General features: G+C 47.0%; 26 protein-coding genes and 4 tRNA genes. 23 read left to right on the forward strand and 7 right to left on the reverse strand.

What is annotated here, in order from left to right; translation table 11 throughout:
* Positions 1 to 70 precede the first annotated feature (70 nt).
* From H8705_RS00345 to H8705_RS00370, 6 genes are all read left to right on the forward strand, one after another.
* Entirely contained in the window at positions 71 to 994 is a 924-nt protein-coding gene (locus H8705_RS00345) for an AEC family transporter (RefSeq protein ID WP_262393893.1), read from the forward strand.
* Between the two features lie 114 nt (positions 995 to 1,108).
* A complete protein-coding gene (locus tag H8705_RS00350) occupies positions 1,109 to 2,908 on the forward strand; it encodes an ABC-F family ATP-binding cassette domain-containing protein (RefSeq protein ID WP_262393894.1) in 1,800 nt (599 codons plus the stop codon).
* A gap of 16 nt (positions 2,909 to 2,924) precedes the next feature.
* The gene (locus H8705_RS00355) at positions 2,925 to 4,673 is read left to right on the forward strand and encodes a bifunctional metallophosphatase/5'-nucleotidase (RefSeq protein WP_262393895.1); all 1,749 of its coding nucleotides are present in this window, start codon (positions 2,925 to 2,927) and stop codon (positions 4,671 to 4,673) included.
* A 94-nt stretch (positions 4,674 to 4,767) separates the two neighbouring features.
* Positions 4,768 to 5,004 carry a helix-turn-helix transcriptional regulator gene (locus tag H8705_RS00360; protein ID WP_392392051.1) on the forward strand — a complete coding sequence of 79 codons (237 nt, stop codon included), beginning with the start codon at positions 4,768 to 4,770 and terminating at the stop codon, positions 5,002 to 5,004.
* Between the two features lie 5 nt (positions 5,005 to 5,009).
* On the forward strand, positions 5,010 to 5,300 hold the full coding sequence (locus H8705_RS00365; RefSeq protein ID WP_262393897.1) for a hypothetical protein: 291 nt from the start codon (positions 5,010 to 5,012) through the stop codon (positions 5,298 to 5,300).
* 61 nt (positions 5,301 to 5,361) lie between these two features.
* Complete coding sequence (locus H8705_RS00370) at positions 5,362 to 5,820, forward strand: hypothetical protein (protein WP_262393898.1); 459 nt, start codon at positions 5,362 to 5,364, stop codon at positions 5,818 to 5,820.
* Between the two features lie 37 nt (positions 5,821 to 5,857).
* On the opposite strand, the gene H8705_RS00375 is transcribed toward H8705_RS00370, so the two are convergent.
* The 4 genes from H8705_RS00375 to H8705_RS00390 form a co-directional block, all read right to left on the reverse strand.
* A tRNA-Gly gene (locus tag H8705_RS00375) sits at positions 5,858 to 5,933 on the reverse strand.
* Between the two features lie 5 nt (positions 5,934 to 5,938).
* Positions 5,939 to 6,014: transfer RNA gene (locus tag H8705_RS00380), tRNA-Phe, on the reverse strand.
* Positions 6,015 to 6,018: 4 nt separating this feature from the next.
* A tRNA-Asp gene (locus H8705_RS00385) sits at positions 6,019 to 6,095 on the reverse strand.
* 5 nt (positions 6,096 to 6,100) lie between these two features.
* Positions 6,101 to 6,176 (reverse strand) — tRNA-Val (locus H8705_RS00390).
* A 191-nt stretch (positions 6,177 to 6,367) separates the two neighbouring features.
* Here H8705_RS00390 and H8705_RS00395 point away from each other — a divergent pair.
* Positions 6,368 to 6,538: a hypothetical protein gene (locus tag H8705_RS00395; protein ID WP_262393899.1), complete on the forward strand. Its 171-nt coding sequence runs from the start codon at positions 6,368 to 6,370 to the stop codon at positions 6,536 to 6,538.
* A 38-nt stretch (positions 6,539 to 6,576) separates the two neighbouring features.
* Here the strand turns inward: H8705_RS00395 and H8705_RS00400 are convergent, their stop codons facing one another.
* Complete coding sequence (locus tag H8705_RS00400) at positions 6,577 to 6,930, reverse strand: ComEA family DNA-binding protein (protein ID WP_262393900.1); 354 nt, start codon at positions 6,928 to 6,930, stop codon at positions 6,577 to 6,579.
* A 42-nt stretch (positions 6,931 to 6,972) separates the two neighbouring features.
* The gene (trhA, locus tag H8705_RS00405) at positions 6,973 to 7,626 is read right to left on the reverse strand and encodes a PAQR family membrane homeostasis protein TrhA (RefSeq protein WP_262393901.1); all 654 of its coding nucleotides are present in this window, start codon (positions 7,624 to 7,626) and stop codon (positions 6,973 to 6,975) included.
* A 145-nt stretch (positions 7,627 to 7,771) separates the two neighbouring features.
* On the opposite strand from trhA, the gene H8705_RS00410 reads away from it, so the two are divergent.
* Entirely contained in the window at positions 7,772 to 8,308 is a 537-nt protein-coding gene (locus H8705_RS00410; RefSeq protein ID WP_262393902.1) for a DUF1836 domain-containing protein, read from the forward strand.
* Between the two features lie 49 nt (positions 8,309 to 8,357).
* On the opposite strand, the gene H8705_RS13680 is transcribed toward H8705_RS00410, so the two are convergent.
* Positions 8,358 to 8,726 (reverse strand): zinc ribbon domain-containing protein, encoded by a 369-nt coding sequence (locus H8705_RS13680; RefSeq protein ID WP_392392052.1) that lies wholly within the window; start codon positions 8,724 to 8,726, stop codon positions 8,358 to 8,360.
* Positions 8,727 to 8,874: 148 nt separating this feature from the next.
* On the opposite strand from H8705_RS13680, the gene H8705_RS00415 reads away from it, so the two are divergent.
* The 15 genes from H8705_RS00415 (at position 8,875) to H8705_RS00485 (ending at position 25,558) form a co-directional block, all read left to right on the forward strand.
* Positions 8,875 to 10,314: a glycoside hydrolase family 10 protein gene (locus tag H8705_RS00415; protein WP_262393903.1), complete on the forward strand. Its 1,440-nt coding sequence runs from the start codon at positions 8,875 to 8,877 to the stop codon at positions 10,312 to 10,314.
* 31 nt (positions 10,315 to 10,345) lie between these two features.
* Positions 10,346 to 14,107 (forward strand): N-acetylmuramoyl-L-alanine amidase, encoded by a 3,762-nt coding sequence (locus tag H8705_RS00420; RefSeq protein WP_262393904.1) that lies wholly within the window; start codon positions 10,346 to 10,348, stop codon positions 14,105 to 14,107.
* Positions 14,108 to 14,277: 170 nt separating this feature from the next.
* Positions 14,278 to 15,123, forward strand: a complete 846-nt coding sequence (locus H8705_RS00425) for a sulfide/dihydroorotate dehydrogenase-like FAD/NAD-binding protein (RefSeq protein ID WP_262393905.1) — start codon at positions 14,278 to 14,280, stop codon at positions 15,121 to 15,123.
* On the forward strand, positions 15,116 to 16,507 hold the full coding sequence (gene gltA / locus H8705_RS00430) for an NADPH-dependent glutamate synthase (RefSeq protein WP_262393906.1): 1,392 nt from the start codon (positions 15,116 to 15,118) through the stop codon (positions 16,505 to 16,507). The genes H8705_RS00425 and gltA overlap by 8 nt, the downstream gene beginning before the upstream one ends.
* Positions 16,508 to 16,623: 116 nt before the next feature.
* Positions 16,624 to 17,487, forward strand: a complete 864-nt coding sequence (locus H8705_RS00435; protein ID WP_262393907.1) for a M23 family metallopeptidase — start codon at positions 16,624 to 16,626, stop codon at positions 17,485 to 17,487.
* The gene (locus tag H8705_RS00440) at positions 17,477 to 18,085 is read left to right on the forward strand and encodes a metalloprotease (protein ID WP_262393908.1); all 609 of its coding nucleotides are present in this window, start codon (positions 17,477 to 17,479) and stop codon (positions 18,083 to 18,085) included. The genes H8705_RS00435 and H8705_RS00440 overlap by 11 nt, the downstream gene beginning before the upstream one ends.
* 76 nt (positions 18,086 to 18,161) lie before the next feature.
* Complete coding sequence (locus tag H8705_RS00445) at positions 18,162 to 20,006, forward strand: TIGR03960 family B12-binding radical SAM protein (protein WP_262393909.1); 1,845 nt, start codon at positions 18,162 to 18,164, stop codon at positions 20,004 to 20,006.
* Positions 19,996 to 20,673, forward strand: a complete 678-nt coding sequence (locus tag H8705_RS00450; protein ID WP_262393910.1) for a TIGR03936 family radical SAM-associated protein — start codon at positions 19,996 to 19,998, stop codon at positions 20,671 to 20,673. Before H8705_RS00445 ends, H8705_RS00450 begins: the two co-directional genes overlap by 11 nt.
* Positions 20,674 to 20,846: 173 nt before the next feature.
* Positions 20,847 to 21,191: a 50S ribosomal protein L19 gene (gene rplS, locus H8705_RS00455; RefSeq protein ID WP_262393911.1), complete on the forward strand. Its 345-nt coding sequence runs from the start codon at positions 20,847 to 20,849 to the stop codon at positions 21,189 to 21,191.
* Between the two features lie 315 nt (positions 21,192 to 21,506).
* Positions 21,507 to 22,196, forward strand: coding sequence for a signal peptidase I (gene lepB / locus H8705_RS00460; RefSeq protein WP_262393912.1), 690 nt, complete (start codon positions 21,507 to 21,509; stop codon positions 22,194 to 22,196).
* Positions 22,196 to 22,750, forward strand: coding sequence for a signal peptidase I (gene lepB / locus H8705_RS00465; RefSeq protein ID WP_262393913.1), 555 nt, complete (start codon positions 22,196 to 22,198; stop codon positions 22,748 to 22,750). The genes lepB (H8705_RS00460) and lepB (H8705_RS00465) overlap by 1 nt, the downstream gene beginning before the upstream one ends.
* A complete protein-coding gene (gene ylqF, locus H8705_RS00470) occupies positions 22,738 to 23,634 on the forward strand; it encodes a ribosome biogenesis GTPase YlqF (protein ID WP_262393914.1) in 897 nt (298 codons plus the stop codon). Before lepB (H8705_RS00465) ends, ylqF begins: the two co-directional genes overlap by 13 nt.
* 4 nt (positions 23,635 to 23,638) lie before the next feature.
* The gene (locus H8705_RS00475; protein ID WP_262393915.1) at positions 23,639 to 24,238 is read left to right on the forward strand and encodes a ribonuclease HII; all 600 of its coding nucleotides are present in this window, start codon (positions 23,639 to 23,641) and stop codon (positions 24,236 to 24,238) included.
* Positions 24,238 to 24,639, forward strand: a complete 402-nt coding sequence (locus tag H8705_RS00480; RefSeq protein WP_262393916.1) for a YraN family protein — start codon at positions 24,238 to 24,240, stop codon at positions 24,637 to 24,639. The genes H8705_RS00475 and H8705_RS00480 overlap by 1 nt, the downstream gene beginning before the upstream one ends.
* A complete protein-coding gene (locus H8705_RS00485; protein WP_262393917.1) occupies positions 24,626 to 25,558 on the forward strand; it encodes a dipeptidase in 933 nt (310 codons plus the stop codon). Before H8705_RS00480 ends, H8705_RS00485 begins: the two co-directional genes overlap by 14 nt.
* Positions 25,559 to 25,561 lie beyond the last annotated feature (3 nt).

A 25,561-nucleotide genomic window follows, 5' to 3' on the forward strand; every position in this document is an offset into this window, starting at 1 on the left:
AAACTTCTTGTAATAAAAGCAAGAGAAGAATATAATGGCCAAGGAGAATTTTTTTAAGGAGAAGGTAAGGATGACGCTGGGGATCATTATCAATCAGATTTTCATTTTATTTGGAATGCTGGCGCTGGGAGTGCTGGCTTATAAATTCCATATGGTGGATGAAAACGCTAACGAAGCCTTGTCCAGCCTTCTGCTAAAGGTTACTATGCCCTGTACTCTCATTGCTGCAGGATGTGTGGATACCTATGGAGTAAGGACTATGGAACTGGTCAAAATGACAGTGGTATTTATTGGTTATTATGTGCTGGCGCTGCTGCTGATGGCCTCCATCGCCAAAGGGCTGAAAATCAAGGGAGAAAAAGGAATTATTTTTCGTATATCCGGCGTATTCGCCAATAACGGATTTATCGGTATCCCGCTGGTAGCGGGGATTTTGGGAGACCAGGGAATTGTTTTTGTGGCGCTTTCCATGATGGTATATAATCTGATTTATTTTACCTATGGGGTTACCATGTATCAAACAAATGGAAAACCTCAGCTTCGCGGGCTGATTTCCCCGGCTAACGCAGCCGCGGTAATTATGCTGATAATGGTGCTCACCGGTCTTCGCCCGCCGGCGCCGGTGCAGACTTTGTGCGAGCAGGTAGGCGCCTGTACTACGCCGCTGTCGATGATGATTATCGGTGTTATGTTGGGTAGCTGCAATGCAAGACAAGTGATAAAAAATAAACTAGTATGGTTCATTTCCCTTGTCCGGCTGGTGATTGTGCCAGTGCTGTTTATGGTCTGTATTTTACCGCTGAGGCTGGGATACATAGAAAATATGGTATTTGCTATTGTAACCGCCTGTCCGGTGGGATGTTTTGGGCCTGTAGTGGCCAGACAATATCATGTAGAGCCGGAGCTGGCTTCTATGGCTGTGGTTCATTCCACAGCGCTCCTTATGGTAACCATGCCCTGTATCCTACTTTTTGCCAACTGGCTGTATACATAACCGAGATGAAAAAAGAGACGGCTTTTTTGTCGGTCTCTTTTTCACTTGTACAAAGGGACCATTTCTGTTAAAATGAATACCAGTGATTGCAATACAGAAAAATGAGGGTTTATTTTGATTTTACTTTCAGCGGAAAACATCAATAAAAGTTTTACAGAAAAGCCTGTTCTTGATGACAGTTCCTTTTTTTTGGAAGAAGGAGAAAAGGTGGGAGTTATCGGGATCAATGGGACCGGAAAGACCACGTTTCTTAAGATTTTGGCCGGTATGGAAACACCGGACAGCGGGAGGGTGACTTTAGGCGGCAGAGTGCGGATCGGTTACCTGCCGCAAAATCCAGAATTTATTCCGGGGGCTTGTGTTTTGCAGCAAGTGCTTCGGGGCGCCGGCGTATCCAGCGACGCGAAGGAGCATGAAGCCAAAACAATCCTTACCAAGCTGGGAATCAACCGGTTTGATGAGGATGTGGCGACGTTATCCGGCGGTCAAAAAAAGCGGGTAGCCATTGCCAGCGCTTTGATGACGCCGTGTGAAATACTGATTTTAGACGAACCCACCAATCATTTGGATAATGATATGATCTGCTGGTTGGAAAACTATTTGATCAGGTATTCAGGCGCAATCGTTATGGTCACCCATGACCGCTATTTTCTTGATCGTGTGACCAATCGGATTGTGGAGATCGACCACGGAAAACTGTATAGTTATCAAAGCAACTATACCAAATTTCTAGAACTGAAATCCGAAAGAGAAAAAATGCAGGCCGCCACTCAGCGAAAATTAAAAACTTTGCTCCACCGGGAGTTGGAATGGGCGCAGCGAGGCGCCCGTGCCCGAGGGACCAAAAGCCAGTATCGGTTGGATCGTATCGACGAGTTAAAGGACGCGCAATGTACGCAGGAAAACGCCCGGCTGACGTTAGGATCTATGGCGTCCCGGCTGGGGAAAAAGATTATTGAAATTGAAGGGGTATCCAAAAATTATAAGGAGAAAACGCTTTTCTCAGACTTTAGCTATATTTTGCTGCGGGACGATCGGATAGGCATTATTGGACCCAATGGATGTGGAAAATCTACTTTGCTTAAGGTACTGTGCGGACAACTGGAACCGGACAATGGGAAAGTCGTTATCGGAGATACGGTGAAAATCGGTTATTTCTCCCAGGAATGGGAGGAGATGGACCCGTCCCAGAGGGTGATTGAATACATCCGGGGTGTGGCGGAGAATATTGAAACGCCTGAGGGTACGCTCACCGCGTCCCAGATGCTGGAGAAATTTCTGTTTTCCGGAGATTTACAGTGGAATACAATCGGAAGGCTGTCCGGCGGGGAAAGACGCCGGCTGTATCTATGCCGAGTGTTGATGGACGCGCCTAATGTGCTGCTGCTGGACGAGCCTACAAATGATTTGGATATTGAGACGCTGATGATTTTAGAGGACTACCTGGAACAATTTCAGGGAGCAGTCATTGCGGTTTCCCACGACCGATATTTCTTGGATAAAACAGCCCATCGGATATTCGCCTTTGAGCAGGATGGAAAAATCCAGCCGTATGAAGGAGGCTATACCGATTATTCTCATCGCTCGTCCCAGAGACAGGGTGCGGAAAAAATAGAAAAGATCACAAAAGAAGAAAAAGAAAAACAGTATCCCAGGCAGCGGAAACTGAAGTTTAGCTATAAGGAAGAACGAGAATTTGAAACCATCGATGAGGATATTGCGGCGATGGAAGAGAAAATTTGCCAGTTGGATCAAGAGATAGAGGCACAGGGAAGCGACTATCAAAAACTGCAGGAGCTGCTGGATAAAAAGAAAGAGCTTTCCCAGCAGCTGGAAGAGAAATTGGAACGCTGGACATATTTAAATGAACTGGCGGAAAAAATTGCCGCACAAGAGGTGGAAAGCGGAAAATAAAAAGGAGACAGGAAGTATGAAAAAGATATTCAGCATGTTCTGCGCGTTGATGATTGCCCTTTCCTTATTGGGAATCCAGGTAACAGCGCAGGATACTACGATTAAAGTATTTTTCACAAACGACGTCCACTCCCGGATAACCGAACAGATGGATGACCAGGGACAGCTAACTCAGCTGGGATATGCTCGTTATGCTACTTTTATCAAAGAAAACGCCAAAGATGCGGCAGGAAAGCTGGTATTGGATGCGGGGGATGTATTTCACGGCCAGCCGTTTGCCAACTTAGAGAAGGGGGCCAGCGTCGCCCAAATCCTAAAAGCGATTGGCTATGACGCAATAGCTATCGGAAACCACGATTTTAACTATGGGGAAAATCGATTGGAAACCTTGGGGATAGAAAGCGGGGCCCCTTTGCTGGCGGCTAATATTACAAAGGATGGAAACCTTCGATATCAGGCGTCTGTTGTAAAAGAAATCGGAGGAGTGAAAGTGGGGATTTTTGGCCTCACAACCCCGGATACCGCAGTGCTTGTCCATCCCTCGTTGATCAGCGGGCTGGACTTTGGTACCAAAAATTCCATTATCCAAACTGCAGAAGAAATGGTCGAACAGCTGCGGGGGCAGGGCTGCGACATTATTTTAGCCCTTACCCATTTGGGCACTAATGCAAGCAGCGGGTTTACCTCTATCGACCTTGCCAAAGAGGTAGATGGAATTGACGCTATCATCGATGGGCACAGCCATACCAGATTTGAAAACGATTATATTACGGAAAATAATACTGTCATTGTAAGCGCCGGAGAATATCTTAAAGCTGCCGGGATGCTGAGTATAGAGAAACAGGGAAATACATATGCGATCTCCGCCCAGGTCTTTGATGCGGCGGAACTTTCCCAGTACGCGCCGGACACACAAATTGAAAAAACCATCGAAGAGATCAATGAAAAGCAAATTGTTACCCTGGATAAGGTAGTAGGCAAATCGCCCTTCCCGCTGGACGGGGAACGTGCGAATGTCCGCAGTATGGAAACAAACCTTACAAAGGTCGTGTCTACCGCCTATAAAAATTATGCCGGCGCAGAAATTTCCTTAGTCAACGGTGGAGATATTCGGGCATCTCTTCCGGAAGGGGAGATAACTCAATGGGATATTGTAAATACTCTCCCGTTTGGAAATACCATTGTGGTAAAAAGTGTCAAAGGAAAAGATATTGTGTCCGCTCTTAACAAGGGCTGGAACTATGGGGCAGGTTCTTATCTGCATTTTGACGGCATGGTAGTTCAGTATGAACCCTATGAGGATGAAAACGGAAAGCATAATCGGGTGATTGAGGCCTATGTAAATGGGGAACCGTTGGAGGAGGAAAGGGAATACCAGGTTGCCATGTCGGATTATATCGCTCAGGGCGGAGATGGATATGATATGCTGGCCGAAGCGCCGCTGGCCGCTCAGTTTGGAAGCGCGGAAGAAGCGTTGATCGAATATTTTAGCCAGCCAGGTATCCAGGGAAAAATTGAGCGGGTCAGTGAAGAAGTGCGTATGACCACAGAAGACGCCGCCGGATATGCCAAAGCTATGGTGGAGGCGCGGGCAAAAGAAGAAAAGAACAATGTCGGCTTCCGGGTTTTAGCTTGTGTCATTATCGCCGCGGGCCTGATATACGGTATTTGGAACCGGGAGAATGGCGCGGTGAATACTTTCTTTGGCAAAAAGAAGGGCCAGCCCGGGTACAAGATGTTCATAAAACCCAAAAAACCAGAATAAAAGAAGAGGCGGAAAATTTTTCCGCCTCTTCTTTTATAAAAAAATGTAAAACTAACTTGACATTATATGTAAAGTAAACTATACTATAAATGTAATGAAAACTTTACATTTGCAATATAGGGGGAAGGAAAGTGTGAACAATACAATCAGCGCCCTTCGTAAGGAAAATAAAATTACGCAGGAAGAATTGGCGGAGGCGGTAGGCGTAACCCGGCAGACAATTATCTCCCTGGAAAACGGGAAATATAACGCTTCTTTGCAGCTGGCACATAAAATCGCCGTATATTTTGGAAAAACGATAGAACAGATCTTCTTATTTGATATGGAGTGAATGATGTGAGAACAAAAATAGTAAAGTGGCTTGAAGTTTTTGTGGAGTCTGTAAATTATATTATTATCAATTATGCACTTTCCAACATGGCATTTTTATTCAAACACAATTTGCTGTATATCCTGTTTTTTGCGTCTGAAATATGGATTATGGGGAGTTATTGGAAAAAGGTATGTGAGCTAACAAAAAATAAAATGGCTGCTGCAGTTTTTCTCATCGGCTGCTTTCTTATTCATATTGGCATGATATATTTTGTAGGGCATATTTCAGGTGCAATTATCCCGTTTAGGGGGTAAATACACAAATATCAAACAAATAAATTGGTAAACAAAACGACTTTGCTAAGGAGGAATAATCATGGGGAAATTAATGGAGATGCCTTTTTCAAAAAGGCTGAAAGTAAAGATTATCTGCAGCGCACTTTTCATTCTCTTGGGAGCGGGGGCGGTATCTCTGTCGCTCGTTGCAGAAAATACGGATTTGTTATATCTCTATCCTTTTGCCAGGGGATTTTATCTGGGAACGGGATTGGGACTGATTGGCGCGGGAATATCCACCATTGTTATTTCTGTATACACCCTGAAAAGCCCGCAGAGGATGAAGGAAAAGCAAACCGCTATGTTCGATGAGCGCAACCGTTATCTTCGCCAGCGCACTTGGGCGGTAACCGGGTATTTATTTTTGTGCCTTTTATATGTGGCGGCGATGTTTATTGGCTTTGTGGATGTGATAGTAGCGCAAACTTTGCTGGCGGTCATGCTGTGTTTTGCGGTGCTTTTGTTCGTTGTACGAATAGTAATTGGAAAATTGGCATAAAAAATGATCCTGTCTAAAAAGACAGGATCATTTTTTATGGAGCGGGTTACGAGGCTCGAACTCGCTACCTCCACCTTGGCAAGGTGGCGCTCTACCAGATGAGCTAAACCCGCAGAAATGGTGCCTTCGGTCGGAATCGAACCAACGACACGAGGATTTTCAGTCCTCTGCTCTACCAACTGAGCTACAAAGGCAAAATGGCGACCTGGATGGGGCTCGAACCCACGACCTCTAGCGTGACAGGCTAGCGTTCTAACCAACTGAACTACCAGGCCAACAATGGTGGGAACTACAGGGCTCGAACCTGTGACCCCCTGCTTGTAAGGCAGGTGCTCTCCCAGCTGAGCTAAGCTCCCACGATATGCCTTTGTCAGCCTGAAACTCAAGCGACGAGTGTTATTATACTATATGGATAAGTAAATGTCAACAGAGAACTTACCAAAACCCGCTGAATTGTTTACATAATTTTTCCAACCGACATACTTTGGCATAAAGGACAAAAAAACGCAAACGCTAATAAAACAAAAAAATGAGACAGGAGGATCCTATGAAAAAGAAGAAACCGGATCGGGTTTTGCATGGAAATCAGGCGCATGTAGATCCTAACGCACAGATTACCAGCTCTTTAATCACCCAGGTTCTTTCCCAGCAGCAGGAGGAAGATTCTCACCTGATAAGCAATCAGCAGGACAGCGCCTCTGATAAACAGAAAAACTAAAGCGATCGCCGCCGGATCAAACGATCCGGCGGCGGTTTTTACCCGAATACAATATAAATTTCGATGGCTTCCAATGTTTTCTCGCCAATTCCCTCTACATTCAGCAGATCGCCAGACGCAGTAAAATTTCCGTTTTTCTCCCGGTAGGAGATAATCCGTTCAGCCGTCACCGGGCCAATCCCGGGCAAAAGCTGAAGCTCTTGCGCGTCCGCCGTATTCACATTGACCTGCACCCCCTCCAGATCCGGATGGGGATTTAAGATTTGAGGCGGGTCATATGTTAGTTGAGTAGGGAGATTTGCCGGGGCGTTGGAAAAATTATACCAAAACAGTACAGCGGCCAAAACTATACCGATAAGAAGTACTGTGAACGCAGAAATTTTATAATTCATACAACTACACATCCTGTCATAGATTACAGGAAAAGAATACCATCAGGCGATATAAAAGTAAACCATAAAATAATGACATAAGCTTCCAGCTACTACAAAAATGTGAAACAGCTCATGAAACCCAAAGATCTCAGAGAAATTCGGCTTTTTGATCATGTAGATCACCCCGCCGATGGTATAAAGAACGCCTCCAAGGGCCAATAGAAAAATTCCGCCAGGTTCCATCGCGTTTAAAGCGGGCAGATCCACCAGAATGGCCCAGCCCATTAAAATATACAAAGAGGTCCCCAGCCAACGGGGAGCGTCAATCCAGCACAGCTTGCAAAGAATGCCGGCAAACGCCAGCCCCCACATGACTGCGGTAAAGATTATATTATTCGGGGAGGGCAGATACGTTAAAAGAAGCGGAGTATAGCTGCCTGCGATGAGTACATAAATCATGGAATGATCCAGTTTGCGAAGCAGCCGGATAATTTTTTCCGGCGCTTTGGAATAATGATAAATTCCGCTTGAGAGATATAGGGCGATTAAAGAAAGACAAAACAGTATAGTGGAGATTACTGTAATCGTCCCAGGGGTTTGCTCCAGCGTCAGTTTAACGATCATAAAAGCGATACCGACCAGGGAAAGTCCGGCGCCCAAAAAATGGGTATAACTGCTGATAGGATCCCGGGCTTTTTTAAAAATAGGAGGCATGAAGGTCACCAACTCTTTATAATATAGTTTTAATTACTACTAAACAAGTTAATAATACCATATTTTGAGGAAATTACAACAGTACAGTTGAAATTTAATAATTTATCTTGTAGAATATAAAAAAGCGCATAGAAGGGGGAACATTATGCAGACAATGGATTCTTTGATCGACGCGGCGTTTAATGATATGGACCTGTATCCACAGGATATCCCGCAGATCGACCTATATATGGATCAGATTTTAACCTTGGTCAACGACGGTCTGGAAGGAAACAAACGAAAACCAGAAGATAAGCTTCTTACTAAGACTATGATCAATAACTATAGTAAAGAGCATCTTATTATGCCCGTAAAAGGGAAAAAATATTCTAGAGAACATGTGATGCAGATGCTGTGCATCTACAGATTAAAGCAGATGCTGGCCATGAGCGACGTACATACTCTGGTTTCCCCGTGTACAAAGCAGCCGCTCAACTATGAGCGGGTATATACAAATTATCTGGACAGCAAGGAAGAGATCAGGCGGCGGATGCCGGAAATAGTGCGGGACATCTTAAAACCTGAGGAAAAAGACCTTGCCAACCCGGAAGAGAGATTAGCCGCGGCGCTTACCCTTTCCTGTGCCGCCAATTATCTTAGACGGCTGTGCGAAAGTATTGTGGACAGCCCGCTTTCAGAATAAAAAAAGAACCTGCCCTGAAAACAGGGCAGGTTCTTTTTTATTGCAGTAATTAAAGGGGTGCGCCGCACTTATTACAAAAAGAGCTGTCTTTGGGCAGCAGCTGGCCGCAGCGGGGACACCGGGGAGTTAAATTGTTTTTCATAAGCGTAAGATCTCCGGGGACCACCGTGGCCGGCGCACCTTTTAAGATTTCCTTTCCTTTTTCCGGCTCTAGGGAAAAAACGCTGGCGCAGCCGGGACAAGTAACAAGAAAGAGGCTGTTGAATTTGACCAGCGGCAAAAAGAAAAAATGGAAATATTGATACCGCCGGCACAGGTGCATAGGAGCTGTTGCCCCACAAACCGGGCAAACCAGAGGGGATATTTGTCCAAGAGGTACTACTTTTGAATCCGTACCGAATATACCTATAAAGAACATACAAAAACTCCTATTCTGGTAAATCAAAGTTGTATAAGAAAATTGTATACAAATAGTTGAAATTGTCAAGGTGTCCAGGATAAAACTATTGACCAACCGTGTCGAAAAGTGTAAAATTACAATGAGTTATCGTGTAGAAAGGGTACCAATGATGAAAAAAGTAATTTCCGTTATACTGTCGGTATTGGTGGTATCCACCTTGTTTACCGGCTGTCTAAGTTCAGAGCGCAATGACAGCACCGTAAATATGACAGCATCACAGGATGAAATATATTTAGACCGTTCCCAAGAGGAAAGCGTTTATGGCGTGGAGGTGCCGGATCCCCAGGAAGAGGTGATTTTAGAGGAAGAAAGTTCTTCTTTGGAGCCTTCTTCTTCCCTGGAGGCTTCATCCTCGCAGGAAACATCCCAGGCACAGGCGTCTCAGACGTCCCCTTCTTCCCAAAGCGCTTCCTCTCAGCCGGATACGCCGGTAGATATTTCCACAAATTCAAAGCAGGCGGCGCCTGGGGAAGTACGCTCCGTATGGCTATCCTATCTTACGTTAGAGCCAATGATCAAAAATAAATCCCAGTCTACTTTCTCCAGTAATATCGCCTCTGCTTTTAAAAAGGTGAAGGAAGCGGGATACAATACTGTAATTGTACATGTACGTCCATTTGGGGATGCGCTTTATCCATCGGATTATTTTCCGTGGTCCTATCTTTTAAGCGGGAGCGAAGGACATGATCCAGGATACGACCCGCTTCAGGTGATGATCAGCGCTGCCAAAGAGCAAGGGCTGCGGTTTGAAGCATGGATCAATCCTTACCGTATCCGTACCAGCAGCAAACCTTTATGCGCTGACAATCCGGCCCAGGATTGGCTGGATGAGGGAAGCGACGCAGTGGTGGAATATAACGGAGGCATTTACTATAACCCTGGAAGTAAACAGGCAAGGGAATTAATTGTCAGCGGTGTGAAAGAGATCGTTCAGAACTACGACGTGGACGCGATTCATTTTGACGATTATTTTTATCCCACTACTGACGAAGCGTTTGACCGGACCACATATAATAATTCCGGAACTGGAAAAAGTTTAGCTAACTGGCGGCGGGAAAATGTAAATATTTTAGTGCGGCAGGTGTACAGCGCTATTAAAGCCATTGACAGTTCTGTACTTTTTGGAATCAGCCCGGCAGGAAGTATCTCCAACAATTATGATGTTCAGTATTCGGATGTTGCTACCTGGCTTTCCAATACGGGATATGTGGATTATATCTGCCCGCAGATTTATTATGGATTTAACAATGCTTCCTATCCTTTTACTGCGACCGTCAATGAATGGAACAACCTGATCAAAGTAAACGGCATTGATATGTATGTGGGCATTGCTGCATATAAACTGGGCGCGGCAGACCAATGGGCCGGAGATCAGGGAAAAAATGAATGGCTGCAGACGCAGGATATTCTAGCGCGGATGGTGGATACTGCCCGCGGATTTTCCAAAGTAACGGGGGTCGCTATGTATAGTTATGATTCCCTGTTTGGCGTGGAATCCCAGCAAGTAAGCGATGAGAATGAAAATCTCAAGGATCTTTTTAAATAAAAGGAAGTAGAAATAGTCGGGGGGTACGCAGGTGGCGAATCAACCATCAAGCAAAAAGTCCCTTGCTGTGATAATAGCGGTCATGTTTTTAGTCATGACCTTAGTCACCGGCGTTTTGGCGGTGATCAGCAGCGACAGGGCGGGAGTAAAGCAGGAAAACTCCAGTTCGGACCTATCGGAAGAATCCGAGAACGAATCTGGAGATGATCCCGCTGACGATATAGAGGAACTTCCTGTGCAGGAAGAGGAACCGCCGGAACCGGAAGAAGAACCCGTATTTTTTAATGTGCCAAACGAAATGCGGGGGGTAATGCTGGTTGCCGGACGGGACTTTATGACTTCCGAAAGTGACAGTGAAGAAACCCTCGCTTCCCAAATTGATACGGCGCTGACCAAGGCAAAAGAACTGGGAATGAACTCCATTATTATCGACACCAAGTATTATGATGACGTGCTATTTACTTCCTCGGTGCTTCCCATGGCCCCGGCGGCGATGGATTGTACCCGGTACATCACTGACAAAGCCCGGGAAATGGATCTTTACGTATACGCCTCCTATGACGTATCGGATATCTCGGATAGCTCCGGCAACCATGTAAAAGCGGCCAGTGCCGACGGAGACACCCTGGATATGATCGCCCAGGCGATAGGAGAATTTGTAGAAACATATGAGCCGGACGGGGTCTTGCTCAACAATTATTATAATCAGGCGGACGAGCATACCTATGCCAACTATAATCAAAATGGCGGCGGTATCGGTTATTACAATTATCTGCGCCAGGTACCGCAGGCGATGATTACCACCGCAAAACAAGCGGTGCGCAGCCGGGCCCCCGGAACTCAAGTGGGACTTTTGGCGGACGCGGTATGGGAAAATAACCTCGCTAATCCTATGGGCTCGCAAACAGAAACGCAGTTTACCGCCTTAGGAATAGGAAATGCGGATACCAAACTCTATGTAGAGCAGGGCTTGGTAGATTTTGTTATGGTCAAAAATTTCGGATCCACCACAGAAAAGGAAGCTAACTTTACTAATGTTGCCCAGTGGTGGGCGGATACCGCGTCGGAAGCTGGGATACCAGTATATATGATGCACGCGGTCAGCAAAGCGGGAAGCGGGGAAACTGGCTGGTACGCTCCGGATGAACTGACGCAGCAGGTAATCGCTATGGAAAAAATCGGTCTTACCGACGGAAGCGCGTTTGATTCCCTGAAGGCGCTTTCCGCTAACGTAGGAAGCGGCGTCAGCACCATGCTGAGCTATATGAACGACAAGATTGAGGCGGAGCATATCCTGACCCAGCTGGCGTTGGCAAAACCGGCTCTGCTGGAATTTAAAACCAAGGAACCTACCGTCACTTTTTCGGGAGCTTCCGACCCGACTTTTGAAGTTACTTTAAATGGAGAAAAAATCCCGACCAACGAAAATGGCTATTTTACCATACTGGAAGATTTGCAGCCGGGATTAAATACTTTTAAAATCGCGCACAAAGGCCGGCAGTATACTTACAATATTACCCGCGACGTACAAATACTCAAAGAGGTCACCCCGGTAGGCAGCATTAATGTAGACGGCGGAATGGCAGTGTCTATTTCTGCGTTGGCGTATGAAAACGCCACGGTTTCCGCTACGATTAACGGGCAGACGGTGCCTTTGACTATTTCGGAAGAATCCGGGGATGATACCGACCGGGACAGCCAGTACAAGCTGTTTACCGGCACCTTTACCGCCCCTTCTGCCAGTCAGTCGGCAGTAAAACTAGGAAATATCGTTGTTTCTGGAACCAGCGAAGGCACCACAATGTCTTTGGAAGGCGCCTCCGTCACCGTAAATAAAAAAGCCGAGCTGGGCGACGGTTCGGTGGTACAGGTTATTGCTGAGCAGGCGGAAACCTTCCCGGTGAAAAGTTTGAACGACAATTCCAGCGCCGCCTATTATCCGCTGCCCAAAGGGACGGTGGATATGACTTACGGGGACGAGATTATTTATAAGGACGGCAAAAAAACCTATAGCTATTGGAAGCTCCAGTCAGGAGTAAGGGTATATTCCAGTGATATTACCACCGGCGGGTCCATGCCGGACAACAACGGAATCACCGGGATGAGTATTAAGTCCTCCGGGGCGTATACTACGGTGCGTCTTACCACAGGACAGAAAATTCCATATTTGGTGGAATACAATGGAAGCCAGATCACCTTTAAGTTCCAATATACCTCCACCGTGCCAAAATCCCAGTCTTTAAGCAATAACCTGCTGTTTACCGACGCCAATTGGGATGGTTCCAATCTGACGCTGAAACTCAAGCGAAGCGGTGGGTTCTTAGGATATAAGGCATACTATGAAGATTCTGAGTTGGTGTTTCGCTTCAACAACTCCCCCGGTGGCCTGAGCGGGGCGAGAATTGTGGTAGATCCGGGTCACGGCGGAGACGATCCGGGTGCATTGGGATTTTATCCGGGACAGGATGAAAAAGACATCAACCTGGCGGTAGCGAAAAAACTGGTAGCAGTTTTGCAGGACGAAGGCGCGACGGTAAAAATGCTTTCTCCAGGTACGACGATGGCGGACAGAATGGCCACGGCCAGAACGTTTAACCCTCAGGTATTGGTAAGCATCCATTGTAATTCTTCGGTAAATTCCAGCGCGACGGGAAGCGAATCCTATTATTTCTATTCCTTCCAGAAAGCATTGGCGTCCAATGTATCCTCCGGAATTGCCAAAGCTTTGAATACAGATAATCGGGGCGGAAAAAGTGGACTTTATTATATGACCCGGGAATCCCAGTTTGCCTGCACCTTGGCGGAACTAGGCTTTTTAACCAACGAGGACGAATATACTCGTCTGATCAGATCCAAAACACAGACCAAGATTGCAAATGGAATTGCCAATGCGATCAATTCCTATCTTGCCGGGGTTGGTTCCGGCGGAGGAAGCTATGACGAGGACGAAGAGGAGGAAGATTACGAGGACGAAGAGTCCGAAGAATCTGGAAACGACGGGGAAGTTACAGATATCACATTAGACGACAGCAAGATCACAATTCAGGTAGATGAAACCTATCGCCTGGATTATGAAATTGAACCTAGCAATGCAGGCAACCAGGAAGTTACCTGGTCCTCTTCCAACAAGGCCATCGCGACAGTAAGCAGTTCCGGCAGGGTTACTGGAATAAAGGAAGGAACCTGTAAGATCACGGTAAAAACTAGAGACGGCGGCTATACGGACAGCTGTACAGTAACGGTAGGTCCCGGCGGAGGAAACGCTAAAATTCAGGATATTACAATCAGCGGCAGCGATACGGTGGAAGTGGGGAAGGTAATCTCTCTGACAGCGAAACTAAGCCCTTCCAATGCGGACCCCAGTAAAGTATCCTGGGAATCGGGCGATACCAGTATCGCTACTGTGACTTCTTCCGGCAAGGTCAAAGGAGTGAAGGAAGGCACGGTGAAGATTACTGCTTTGGCAGACGACGGCGGGGACGCGTATGATCGGATTACTATCACCGTAAAGGCTTCTTCTGGTTCCTCCTCCGGGGAGGGGGATATTGTGCTGGATTCTTCTGAGGTTACCATGGACAAAGGAGATACCTATGATCTTTTTGCCGAGGTAAGCGGAAACTTTAGCGGACAGGTGGTATGGAAAAGTAAGGATACTGACGTGGTTACCGTAAAGGTGGACCCCACCGACAGCAGATACGCTACAATTACTGGGGTGGACAGAGGCTGGGCCAGAATTACAGCATCTTCCTCAGATGGAAAATATGTGGCGTACTGCGAGTTTACCATAGAATAATAACGTATAAAATCACAGCAGTTTATATCTGAATTTTTTATAGATTTGCCAAACCTTTTATGATTGTTAAAGGTTTGGCAATCTTATATATTGCAACTAATTGAAAAAATGCTATAATCAAAATGTTTGATAAAGGCAGGCGTTTTGTATTCAATATTAGGAGTGAGGATATGTATAAAATCGTGAAAAAACGGCGGTTAAACGACGCGGTGACTCTCATGGAGGTCCAAGCGCCCCATATCGCCAAAAAAGCCCAGGCAGGGCAGTTTATCATTTTTCGGGTCGACGAGCATGGAGAAAGGGTCCCGCTGACTATTGCCGACTATGATCGGGAGAAGGGGACCGTCACTATTATTTTTCAAATTGTGGGCGCTTCTACCAAACTGCTCAACCAGTTGGAAGAAGGAGACGATATTTTAGATTTTGTAGGGCCGTTAGGAACTCCTACGCATTTTGGCGAAGTAAAAAAAGTTTGTGTTATTGGCGGCGGTGTGGGCTGCGCGATTGCGTATCCTCAGGCCAAGGCGCTTCATAACATGGGCGTTGAAGTAGATTTGATCGCCGGTTTCCGCAGCAAGGATATTGTTATCCTGGAGGAGGAAATGAAGGCGGTTTCCAAACATCTGTATATTACTACAGACGATGGCAGCTATGGGGAAAAGGGATTTGTAACCGACAAACTCAAATCCCTTATTGAAGCAGGCGCCGGTTATGATTTAGTGATCGCAATCGGGCCGGTGGTGATGATGAAGTTTGTTTCAAAGACCACGGAGCCTTACGGCATTAAAACATTGGTCAGTCTCAATCCGATTATGGTGGATGGCACCGGTATGTGCGGCGGATGCCGCGTGAAGGTTGGCGGGGAAACCAAATTTGCCTGTGTAGACGGTCCGGATTTTGACGGGCACAAAGTAGATTTCGATGAGCTGATGCAGAGAAATACTATTTATAAGCAAAGAGAGCAGCATGACAGCGAGCATGTCTGCCGCTTAACAGGGGGAAAACGCCATGGCTAATATGACTCCGAATAAATGTCCTATGCCTGAACAGGCCCCGGACGTACGAAATAAAAACTTTAAAGAAGTGGCTTTGGGATATACGCCGGAAATGGCCCTGGAGGAAGCAAAACGCTGTCTTCAATGCAAACATCGTCCCTGCGTGAGCGGCTGTCCGGTAAACGTGCAGATTCCGGAATTTATCGCCAAGGTAGCACAGGGGGATTTTGAAGGCGCTTATCAGGTGATTGCCCAGACCAACTCCCTGCCGGCAGTGTGCGGGCGCGTATGCCCCCAGGAGAGCCAGTGTGAAGGCAAGTGCGTCCGCGGTATTAAAAACGAACCGGTAGGAATCGGGCGTTTGGAACGGTTTGTAGCCGACTGGCATATGGCCAATGGGACGGATGAGATAAAAGCTGCGGAGCCTAACGGACATAAAGTGGCTGTTGTAGGCGCCGGCCCTTCCAGCCTTACCTGCGCAGGCGATCTGGCGAAAATGGGATATCAAGTAACTGTATTGGAAGCGTTTCATGTAGCCGGAGGAGTGCTGGTGTACGGGATCCCTGAGTTTCGTCTTCCCAAAAAGATTGTCGCCAAAGAAATTGACAAGTTGGAAAAGATGGGGGTAGACATCCAGACCAATATGGTGGTTGGAAAGGTAAATTCCGTAGACGAGCTGTTTGAACAGGGCTATGAGGCGGTATTTATCGGTTCCGGCGCAGGACTGCCCAGCTTTATGAATATTGAAGGGGAAGATTTGATGGGGGTATATTCCGCTAACGAGTATCTTACCCGTATCAATCTGATGAAAGCGTATATGGAGGGCTATGACACTCCGATCAAAAAGAGCAAATCAGTAGCGGTGGTTGGCGGCGGCAACGTGGCCATGGACGCTGCCCGGTGCGCTAAACGTCTGGGTGCTCAAAACGTATATATTGTTTACCGGCGTTCAGAAGAGGAAATGCCCGCACGAAAAGAAGAAATTCACCACGCCAAAGAAGAGGGCATTATCTTTAAGCTTTTAAACAATCCGGTAAGGATTTTAAACGACGGCAATGGCAGCGTTGCCGGCATGGAATGTGTAGAGATGGAGCTGGGCGAACCGGACGCTTCCGGCCGCCGCCGTCCGATCGAAAAGAAAGGTTCCAACTTTGTGCTGGATGTGGATACAGTCATTATGTCTATCGGGACCTCTCCCAACCCGCTGATCCGCACTACCACCGAAGGTCTGGAGGCCAACAAAAAAGGCTGCTTGATCGCCGATGAAAATATGGCGACCACCAAAGAGGGCGTGTATGCCGGCGGCGATGCGGTTACCGGCGCGGCCACAGTAATCCTGGCGATGGGGGCAGGCAAAAAAGCAGCGGCTTCCATCGATGAATATATTAAAAATAAAAAGAAGTAAGCTGCTCAAACAGCCCGTCATATTTTATGACGGGCTGTTTTCATTTTTTTCTTTCCGGCCGCATAAACTGGAAATAGGACAAAACTGTGACGATAAAAAGATCGGAGAGAAAAAATATGATACATCAGCGTACAAGAACTACCTTCCGCCCTGCCGCCAGAAGAACCCGCCGGGAACCGGCGGCAAAAGATCCTTATTTGATAATTTTAACCGCGCAGATTGTCGTATGTATTATACTAATAACCGTATCATGGGCATCAGGAAAAATAAATCTTCCCTTTATGGAGGAAATTTCACAAAAATTTAAATTCCTTATTATGGAAGAAACAGTGGAGTTTCCAGTATCCTTAAAACTGCCGGATTATGATACAGTGGTACAAACGGCAGCAGGTTATCTGGAAAAGATCTCTCGCTGGCCGGAATTATTGGGGCTGAAAAAGGCGGAAAATTCGGCAGAAGAGGAAAAAATCCTGGGACATGCCGAGCTGACAGGCGCCGGCGGCTGGATGGGGTTGGGAAAAGAGGAGATGAAATCGCCCCCTTCCTCCTGCGAACTGTCCCCCATTCGCCTCTCCGCTGGTATACAGCCGCCGACTAGTGGGAAAGTAACTTCTTTTTATGGTTATCGTAAGCACCCCATTACAGAAAGCCCGGACTTTCATCGGGGTGTAGATATTGCGACGGTAAAGGGCAGCGGGATTTATCTTCCTTTGCCTGGGCAGGTATCGGAGGTGGACGTGTCCTCTGTTTATGGAAATTATGTGACGATTGACCATGGCGGCGGCCTGCAGACTACTTACTGCCACTGTGAGACTATCCTGGTGCAGACAGGGACAAATTTGCGCAGAGGAGAAAAAATCGCCACGGTAGGGAGCACGGGAATTTCTACTGGGCCGCATGTGCATTTTGAAATTTCCAAAGATGGAGTTTATTATAACCCGGCATGGGTGCTTAGCGGGATGAGTGGTTATGGAATTTAATCTGCGGGGAATAAAAGTAGGCTTTTCCTTCGAGTTTTTTGCAGTGATCGCATTATATATGCTTTTGGACCGGATGGGGATCGGGCTGCTGGCACTGGCGGCGATAGTAATTCATGAGGGAGGGCATATATTAGCCATGAGAGCGGTGAAGGCCCCTATTGTGTCACTGGGATTTTACCCTTTCGGGATCAAGTTAAATCAGGGACAAAACCGCCTTTCCTATGCTCAGGAAATATTTATTTTTACCGCAGGACCGGGGAGCAATCTGCTGACGGCGGCCATCTGCGGGATAATACTCCAGATGCTTGCGGTCTTTTCAGAAACCTTGGCGGCCTTTTTGACAGTCAATATTCTTCTGGCGGTATTTAACCTGCTCCCGGTGGGCCGGCTGGATGGGGGACAGATTGTAAAATCATTTCTTTTCCATATGCTGCCGGAGGATAAGATTTATTGGGTGCGGATACTCCAAAGAATTTTAGGGTTTATGGTGCTAACACCCATGTTCGCTCTTTCTTTTTATCTGCTGGGAGCCCCTGAGAGAAATATGACTCTCCTATTTACCAGCGTGTATCTGGCCTACTGCGTATGGAAGGGCTGACCCTTGCAAACAATGTGCGGTTATAGTATGATTATAACCAGCGTCCGGGATGGGCCGCAGAGAGGATGTTTCATGGATGGATGTGAAAAAAGCGCTGGAACGGGTGCTTTTACAGGTGCAGAAGCCTGCGCGTTATATTGGGGGCGAACTGGGAAGCATAGTGAAAAGCAAAGACCAAGTGGACGTTCGGTTTGCTTTTTGCTTTCCTGATCTTTATGAAGTAGGAATGTCCCATTTGGGAATGAAAATTCTGTATTCACTGATGAATGAACGGCAGGATGTATGGTGTCAGCGGGTATTCGCTCCGGATACGGATATGGAAAAAATTATGCGGGAAAAGAAAATCCCATTATGGGGCCTGGAAAGCTTGGAACCCATTAAGGATTTTGATTTTATTGGTTTCACCCTTCAATATGAGATGAGCTATACCGCCATATTAAATATGTTGGATTTGGCCGGTCTGCCGGTAAAATCCTGTGATAGAAAGGCTCTTTCGCCGTTGGTAGTAGCGGGAGGGCCATGCGCCTGCAACCCGGAACCTATCGCTGATTTTATCGATCTGTTTATTTTAGGCGAGGGGGAAGAGGTCAATCTGGAACTGATTGATCTGTATCAGAAAGGAAAAAAAGAGGGCTGGGACAAGCCGCGTTATTTAAAGGAGGCTGCCCAGATACAAGGGATCTATGTCCCTTCTTTTTATGATTTTTCCTATAATGAGGACGGCACTATAAATAAGGTGACCGCGAGGGAAGGCGCGCCTGAAATTGTTCACAAACGGATCATTAAGGATTTGGACAAGGTCTATTACCCGAAAAACTTTGTGGTTCCTTTTATCGATACTGTTCATGACAGAGCTATGACGGAAGTGCTTCGCGGATGTATCCGCGGTTGCCGTTTTTGCCAGGCGGGATTTATTTACCGGCCGTTTCGAGAAAAGGAATTTGAGACGATCAATCAAAACGCAATGGACCTGTGTAAAAATACCGGTTATGACGAAGTATCTTTAACCTCTCTGAGTACCAGCGATTATTCCAAACTGGAACCGCTGCTGGATAAAATGCTCCCGTGGACTACGGAGGAAAGCGTTAATATCGCTTTGCCGTCTTTGCGGGTGGATAATTTCTCCCCCCGGCTGATGGAACAGATTGCCAAGGTGCGTAAAAGCGGACTGACTTTCGCTCCGGAAGCGGGTACACAGCGTCTGCGGGACGTGATTAATAAGAACGTCAGCGAGCAGGAGGTGCTCAATACCTGCAAAACCGCCTTTGAGGGCGGTTATACCTCGGTGAAACTGTATTTTATGATGGGCCTTCCTACGGAAACGATGGAAGATATTGAAGGGATTGTGCATCTGGCGCAGAAGGTGGTGGACCTGTATTACAGTCTGCCTACGAAACCGAAAGGGAAAGGGGTCAATGTGACCGTCAGCTGCGCTTGCTTTGTGCCCAAGCCTTTTACACCTTTTGAATTTGAGCCGCAGGATACCCGGGCCCAGCTTCAGGAGAAGCAGAGACGTTTACTGGATACGGTAAAGAGTAAAAAAATTTCCATAAAATATCACGACAGTATTACCAGCTTTTTAGAGGCGGTACTGGCTAGGGGAGACCGGAGACTTTGCCCGGTAATTGAGACGGCCTGGCGCAACGGAGGAAACCTGGAAGGCTGGAATGAACATTTTGAGGTTCAACGCTGGACAAACGCCGCGAAAGAATGCGGGGTGGATTTGGATTTCTATGCTTTGCGCCGCAGAGGCTATGAAGAAGTCATGCCCTGGGATCATTTGGATTATGGAGTTACAAAAGCGTTTTTGATCCGGGAAAACAAGCTTGCCTATGAGGACAGGCCCACTCCGCACTGCCGGATGAAATGTTCTGGCTGCGGAGCCAATCGGCTGTTGGGAGGTGCGTGCTTTGGGGAATGAGCTGTTTGCAGATACCGTCCGGGTGTTTTTTGAGAAAAAAGGCAGGATTAAATATATTTCTCATTTGGATATTGTGCGGTGCATATCCCGGGCGATAAAACGTTCCGGTCTTCCTGTATGGTATACCTTGGGATTTAATCCCCATATCTACCTCACTTTTGCACTGCCTTTATCCTTAGGATTTGAAAGCGAATGTGAGAGTATGGATTTTCGCCTTACGGAGCATAAAGATCCTCAAGAGATTATCGAAAGCCTTAATCGGGTGTTTCCTGAGGGGCTGCGGGTATATAAGGCGGTACTGGCAGTAACTAAGCCGGAAGCAATTCGCTGGGCACAGTATGATATCCAGCTGGAATACGACTGCCTGTCCGGAGAGGAAGTGGCAAAAGAGTTTGAGGCTTTCTGCGGACAGAGCTGCATTGAAACCAGCAAGCGTACAAAAAAAGGGGAAAAAACAATCGATTTAAAACCGCTGTTTTCCATCCAGAAATTGATCGGGGAGAGAAATGCGGTAACCATGGTTATGCGTGCGGCGGCGGGTACGTCTCTGAATATTAACCCTACCCTGGTCCTGAACGCCTTTGCCGCCCAAAGCGGCAGGGTTCCGGACTGGATGAAAATTGTGCGGACCCGGATTTTAACTGAGGAATTAGAAGATTTTGTATAAAAACTACTTGATTTCTCATTTTGGGTATGGTATAGTATATAAGCATGTAATGAACGTTGTATCCTTGCAACGGGACTTTATGCCCAGCCAAAAGATGGCTGAACATCAAAGCGGACAGTCCTCTGCCATAACTCATGGGAATGAATGTCTGAAATACAAAGGAGGAAGTATCAATGGATGCTTTAAAGCACATTGCCAGCGATTGCATGAAGACTGAAATGCCCGTAGTTAACATCGGTGATACCGTGCGTGTTTCCGTATGGATCAAAGAGGGCGAAAAAGAAAGAATTCAGGCTTTTGAAGGAACCGTTATCGCCAAAAAACATGGCGGCGTTTCCGAAACCTTTACCGTTCGCCGCGTTGCCCATGGCTGCGGTGTAGAGAGAGTTTTCCCGATTCATTCGCCTAACGTTGAAAAGGTAGAACTGATCAGAAGCGGTCGTGTCCGCAGAGGCAAACTCTACTATCTGCGTAACAGAGTTGGTAAAGCTGCGAAAGTTAAAGAAATCATTCGCTAATGGTATAACTAAAAACGGGACGTCGTTGACGTCCCGTTTTGTTTTTTCTGTTTTTTGGGTTTTTCTGCTGGAAGGTTTTATAATCTTCGGCGGAATAGCCCTATCAGGACAGGCAGCATGGAAACGAGAACTCTGTGGCGGATGAAAATTTATCAGATTTAATGTCTTTAATCCCAGGCGTTGTTGACGAAATAAATACGGAGAACAAAGCCGTACTAACACTTACAAGCAAAAGGGACATTTTTTGACTCGGTTGAAAGCCGTTTTGAAAAATGATATAATATACTATCTGATTTTTTAAAGTGGTGAATAAAAATGTATCAATATAACAAAGATGATTTTGAAAATAAAAACAGCCGGGAACCTGCGGACGAAAGCTATTATAGCTTTGATAAGCCGGCCTCTGACCACAGCGGGAAAGAGAAGGATATTTATCATTACGACATAGAAAATTCCCTTAACGATAAAGAGCAGGCCGTTCCGGACGCTGTTAAGGAAATATATGAGTGGATCGAATCCTGTATATTTGCCGTAGTACTGATTTTGGTAGTATTTATTTTTTTGTTCCGCACGGCTACCGTATCAGGGATTTCCATGAATCCCACGCTTTATGAAAACGAGCGGCTGCTTCTTCAGAAAATCGGGTATACCGATCCGGAATACGGGGATATTGTGGTGGTGGATAGAACAAATACCAACAACCCGCCGATTATTAAACGCGTCATCGGCAAAGAAGGGGACACCATCGATATCGATTTTAATGCGGGAATCGTCTATCGCAATGGAACGGCGCTGGAGGAACCGTATGTTAACGAGCCTACCTTTAAGGAAGAGACGGTAGAGTTTCCGGTTACTATCCCGGAAAACGCTATTTTTGTTATGGGGGACAACCGAAACCACTCCCTGGACAGCCGAAGCGACGAGGTGGGGATGGTGGATCTGCGCCGGGTTATGGGAAAAGTAATTTTTCGCTTTTTCCCATTTAGCAGGGCAGGAGGATTTTAATGGCTGGGAAAGACAAAAGAGGCCGGTTGACAGAACTGTATGAATATGTGGAAACTATGGTGTTTGTTGTTGCGGCAATGATGATTATTTTTACCTTTTTCTTTCGTGCGACCATGGTATCCGGTCCGTCTATGGAACCCACCCTGTATGGGGGAGAATGGTTGGTGCTGCAAAAAATTCAAAGAACGAATGTCACTTATGGGGACATTGTTAATGTGGACCGCACCCACACCAAAGAGGAACCGGCGATTAAGCGGGTGATCGGCCTGGCGGGGGACGAGATGGATATCGACTTTGAAAAAGGAATCGTCTATCGAAATGGACAGGCTTTGGAAGAGCCGTATGTCAAGGAACCTACCTATCTTCAATTTGATGTGGAGTTTCCGCTTACTGTACCGGAAAATTGCATTTTTGTTTTAGGGGATAACCGCAACGACTCGAAGGACAGCCGTCACAGCGACATTGGTATGGTGGATATGCGAAGAGTAATGGGGAAATCTGTCTTTCGATTTTTCCCTCTGGATAAAATAGGAGGTCTTTCATGGAACAGATGAATTTTCCCGCGGCACCCGTGCCGTCGATACAATGGTTTCCAGGGCATATGGCGAAAACCCGCCGTCTGATGAAAGAAAGTTTGCGGCTGGTGGATATTGTGGTGGAGTTAATCGACGCCCGTATCCCTATGAGCAGCAGGAACCCGGAGATCGATAAATTAGTCGGGGAGAAACCCCGTGTGATTATTTTGAATAAATGCGACTTTGCGGACGAACAAGTTACAAAAGCCTGGTGCGATTATTACGCCTCTAAAGGTATTCCGGCCATTGCTGCCGACTGTCGCAGCGGCAAGGGGCTAAAATCTCTGATGCCGGTGGTGCGGAGCGCTTTGTCCCAGGAACTGCGCAGACGGGAAGAAAAGGGCATGTCAGGCAAGCCGATCCGAATGATGGTGGTGGGGATACCAAATGTGGGGAAATCTTCCTTTATCAACCGGCTTGCCGGTTCCCGACGGGCTAAAGTGGAGGACCGGCCTGGAGTTACCCGCGGCCGTCAATGGGTTGCGTTAGAAGGCGGGATGGATCTTTTAGATATGCCGGGGGTATTGTGGCCCAAATTTGAGGACCCGGCGGTAGGAGAAAGACTTGCCTTTACCGGTGCGGTAAAGGATGATGTGTTGGATATTGAACTGCTGGCGATGCGGCTGTTATGGCTGCTCAATGAAGAATACCCCCAATATCTTGGAGAACGCTTCCGCCTTCAAGACGAAGAAACCGAGGGATTGGATCCCTATGGGCTGCTTTGTTTGGTAGGAAAGAAGCGGGGGATGCTCATTTCCGGCGGGGAAGTAAATACGGAACGGGCGGCGATTATGGTAATGGATGAGTTTCGCAGCGGGAAATTAGGCCGTATAAGCTTGGAATCACCGCCTACAGAAGGATAAAGGTATGTATGAATATGAAATGATTGCCTATGATCAGGGGTATACCGCGGTGTGCGGTGTTGATGAAGCGGGGAGGGGGCCGCTGGCGGGCGACGTATACGCCGCGGCAGTGATCCTGCCCAGAGCAATGGAGATCGAAGGCATTAACGACTCTAAAAAATTGAGTGAGAAAAAACGGGAAGCGCTTTTCGATATCATTATTGAGAAGTGCGTTTCCTATTGTATCGCAACCGCCAGTGTTCAGGAGATTGATGAAAGGAACATCCTGCAGGCTACTTTACTGGCCATGCGCAGGGCGGTCGCAGGACTTTCCCCCCAGCCGGATTTGGCTTTGGTGGACGGAAACCAGGATCCGGGATTTTCCATTGTTACTCAGACCATCATCGGCGGCGATGGGAAAAGCGCCTCGATTGGGGCGGCTTCCATTTTAGCGAAGGTCGCCCGGGATCGGTATATGAAAGAATTGGATAACGCCTACCCTCAGTACCAGTTTAGCCGGCACAAAGGATATGGGACCAAGCTTCACTATGAGATGCTGGCGCAATATGGGATATCCCCGGTACATAGGCGCACCTTTTTAAAAAAAATATTGGAGCACAAGTGATGGAAAGCGCCAAATGCCGCGGCAGCCGCGGGGAAGAATTTGCAGTTCAGCAGCTGTTGGAAACGGGCTATGAAATTTTACAGCGCAATTGGCGGAGCGGCCACAGTGAAATTGATATTATCGCTCAAAAGGAGAATACGATTGCGTTTATTGAAGTAAAACTGCGGGGAGAAACGGCTTTTGCCCAGCCGGCCGCTTTTGTAAGCCGGGCCCAGCGCAGACGGATTGTCCTGGCGGCGGTGGCATATTTGCAGGAGCGGGGCATATATAATACAGGGCGGTTTCAGCCGAGGTTTGATATTTTTGAGATTGTTACCCAGGAAGAAACGCCCGATAAAGTGCTGCGCTGGGAGCATCTTCCAGGGGCGTATGATACGGAGGGGTTGGATGTATTTATTTGACCTGCATTGTGATACTGTGGTAGAAATTTGCCGGGAGAAGCTGGGGCTTGCCAACAACACAACTCAACTGTCCATCGATCGGCTTGCTCAGGATACCTGTTGGTGCCAGTGTTATGCTATTTTTATGCCGGATGAATATCGGGGACAGGCTGCAATTGATTATTTTCAGCGTCACCACGGCTATTTTTTAAGGCAGATGGAGAAGTACCAAGAACAAATTTGTCAGGTTGTTTCAGTAAAGGAGCTGGATAAGGCTTATGCCTGCGGTAAGTTTGCCGCCATGCTGACAGTAGAGGGCGGCTCCGTGCTGGCGGGAGATTTATCCCGGATAGAGCTTCTTTCCAAGCTGGGAGTCAAGATGATGACGCTTACCTGGAACGGAGAGAATGAGATTGGCAGCGGAAATAGTACAGATCATGGCCTTACGCCCTTTGGAGAAGAGGTAATTTCGGAAATGGAGAGAAATCGCATTGTAATAGATGTCTCCCATTTAAATGAAGCCGGTTTCTGGCAGGCGGCAAAGATCGCGAAATACCCAATGGCGGCTTCTCATTCCAACTGCCGGGCAGTATGGGACCACCCAAGGAATTTAAGGGATGACCAAATACGGTATATAATTCAAACCGGCGGGATTGTGGGACTTAATTTCTACATAGGCTTTATCAACGGACAGCAGAATCCAAAACCGCAGGATCTTCTTAAGCATGTGGAGCATTTTTTGGAGCTGGGAGGAGAAAATACTCTGGCGCTGGGCTCCGATTATGACGGTGCGGATATGCCGGCCTGGCTGGACAGCGTGGAAAAGGTACAACAGCTCTACCGTTTGATGGCGTTTGAGTTCGGGAGAGCAACAACAGATAAGATATTTTATGATAACGCATATCATTTTTTTGAAAAATATGAAGAAGCGGTAGGGTGAGAG

This window comes from Youxingia wuxianensis, assembly GCF_014385085.1.
In the GTDB taxonomy this organism is placed as follows: domain Bacteria; phylum Bacillota; class Clostridia; order Oscillospirales; family Ruminococcaceae; genus Youxingia; species Youxingia wuxianensis.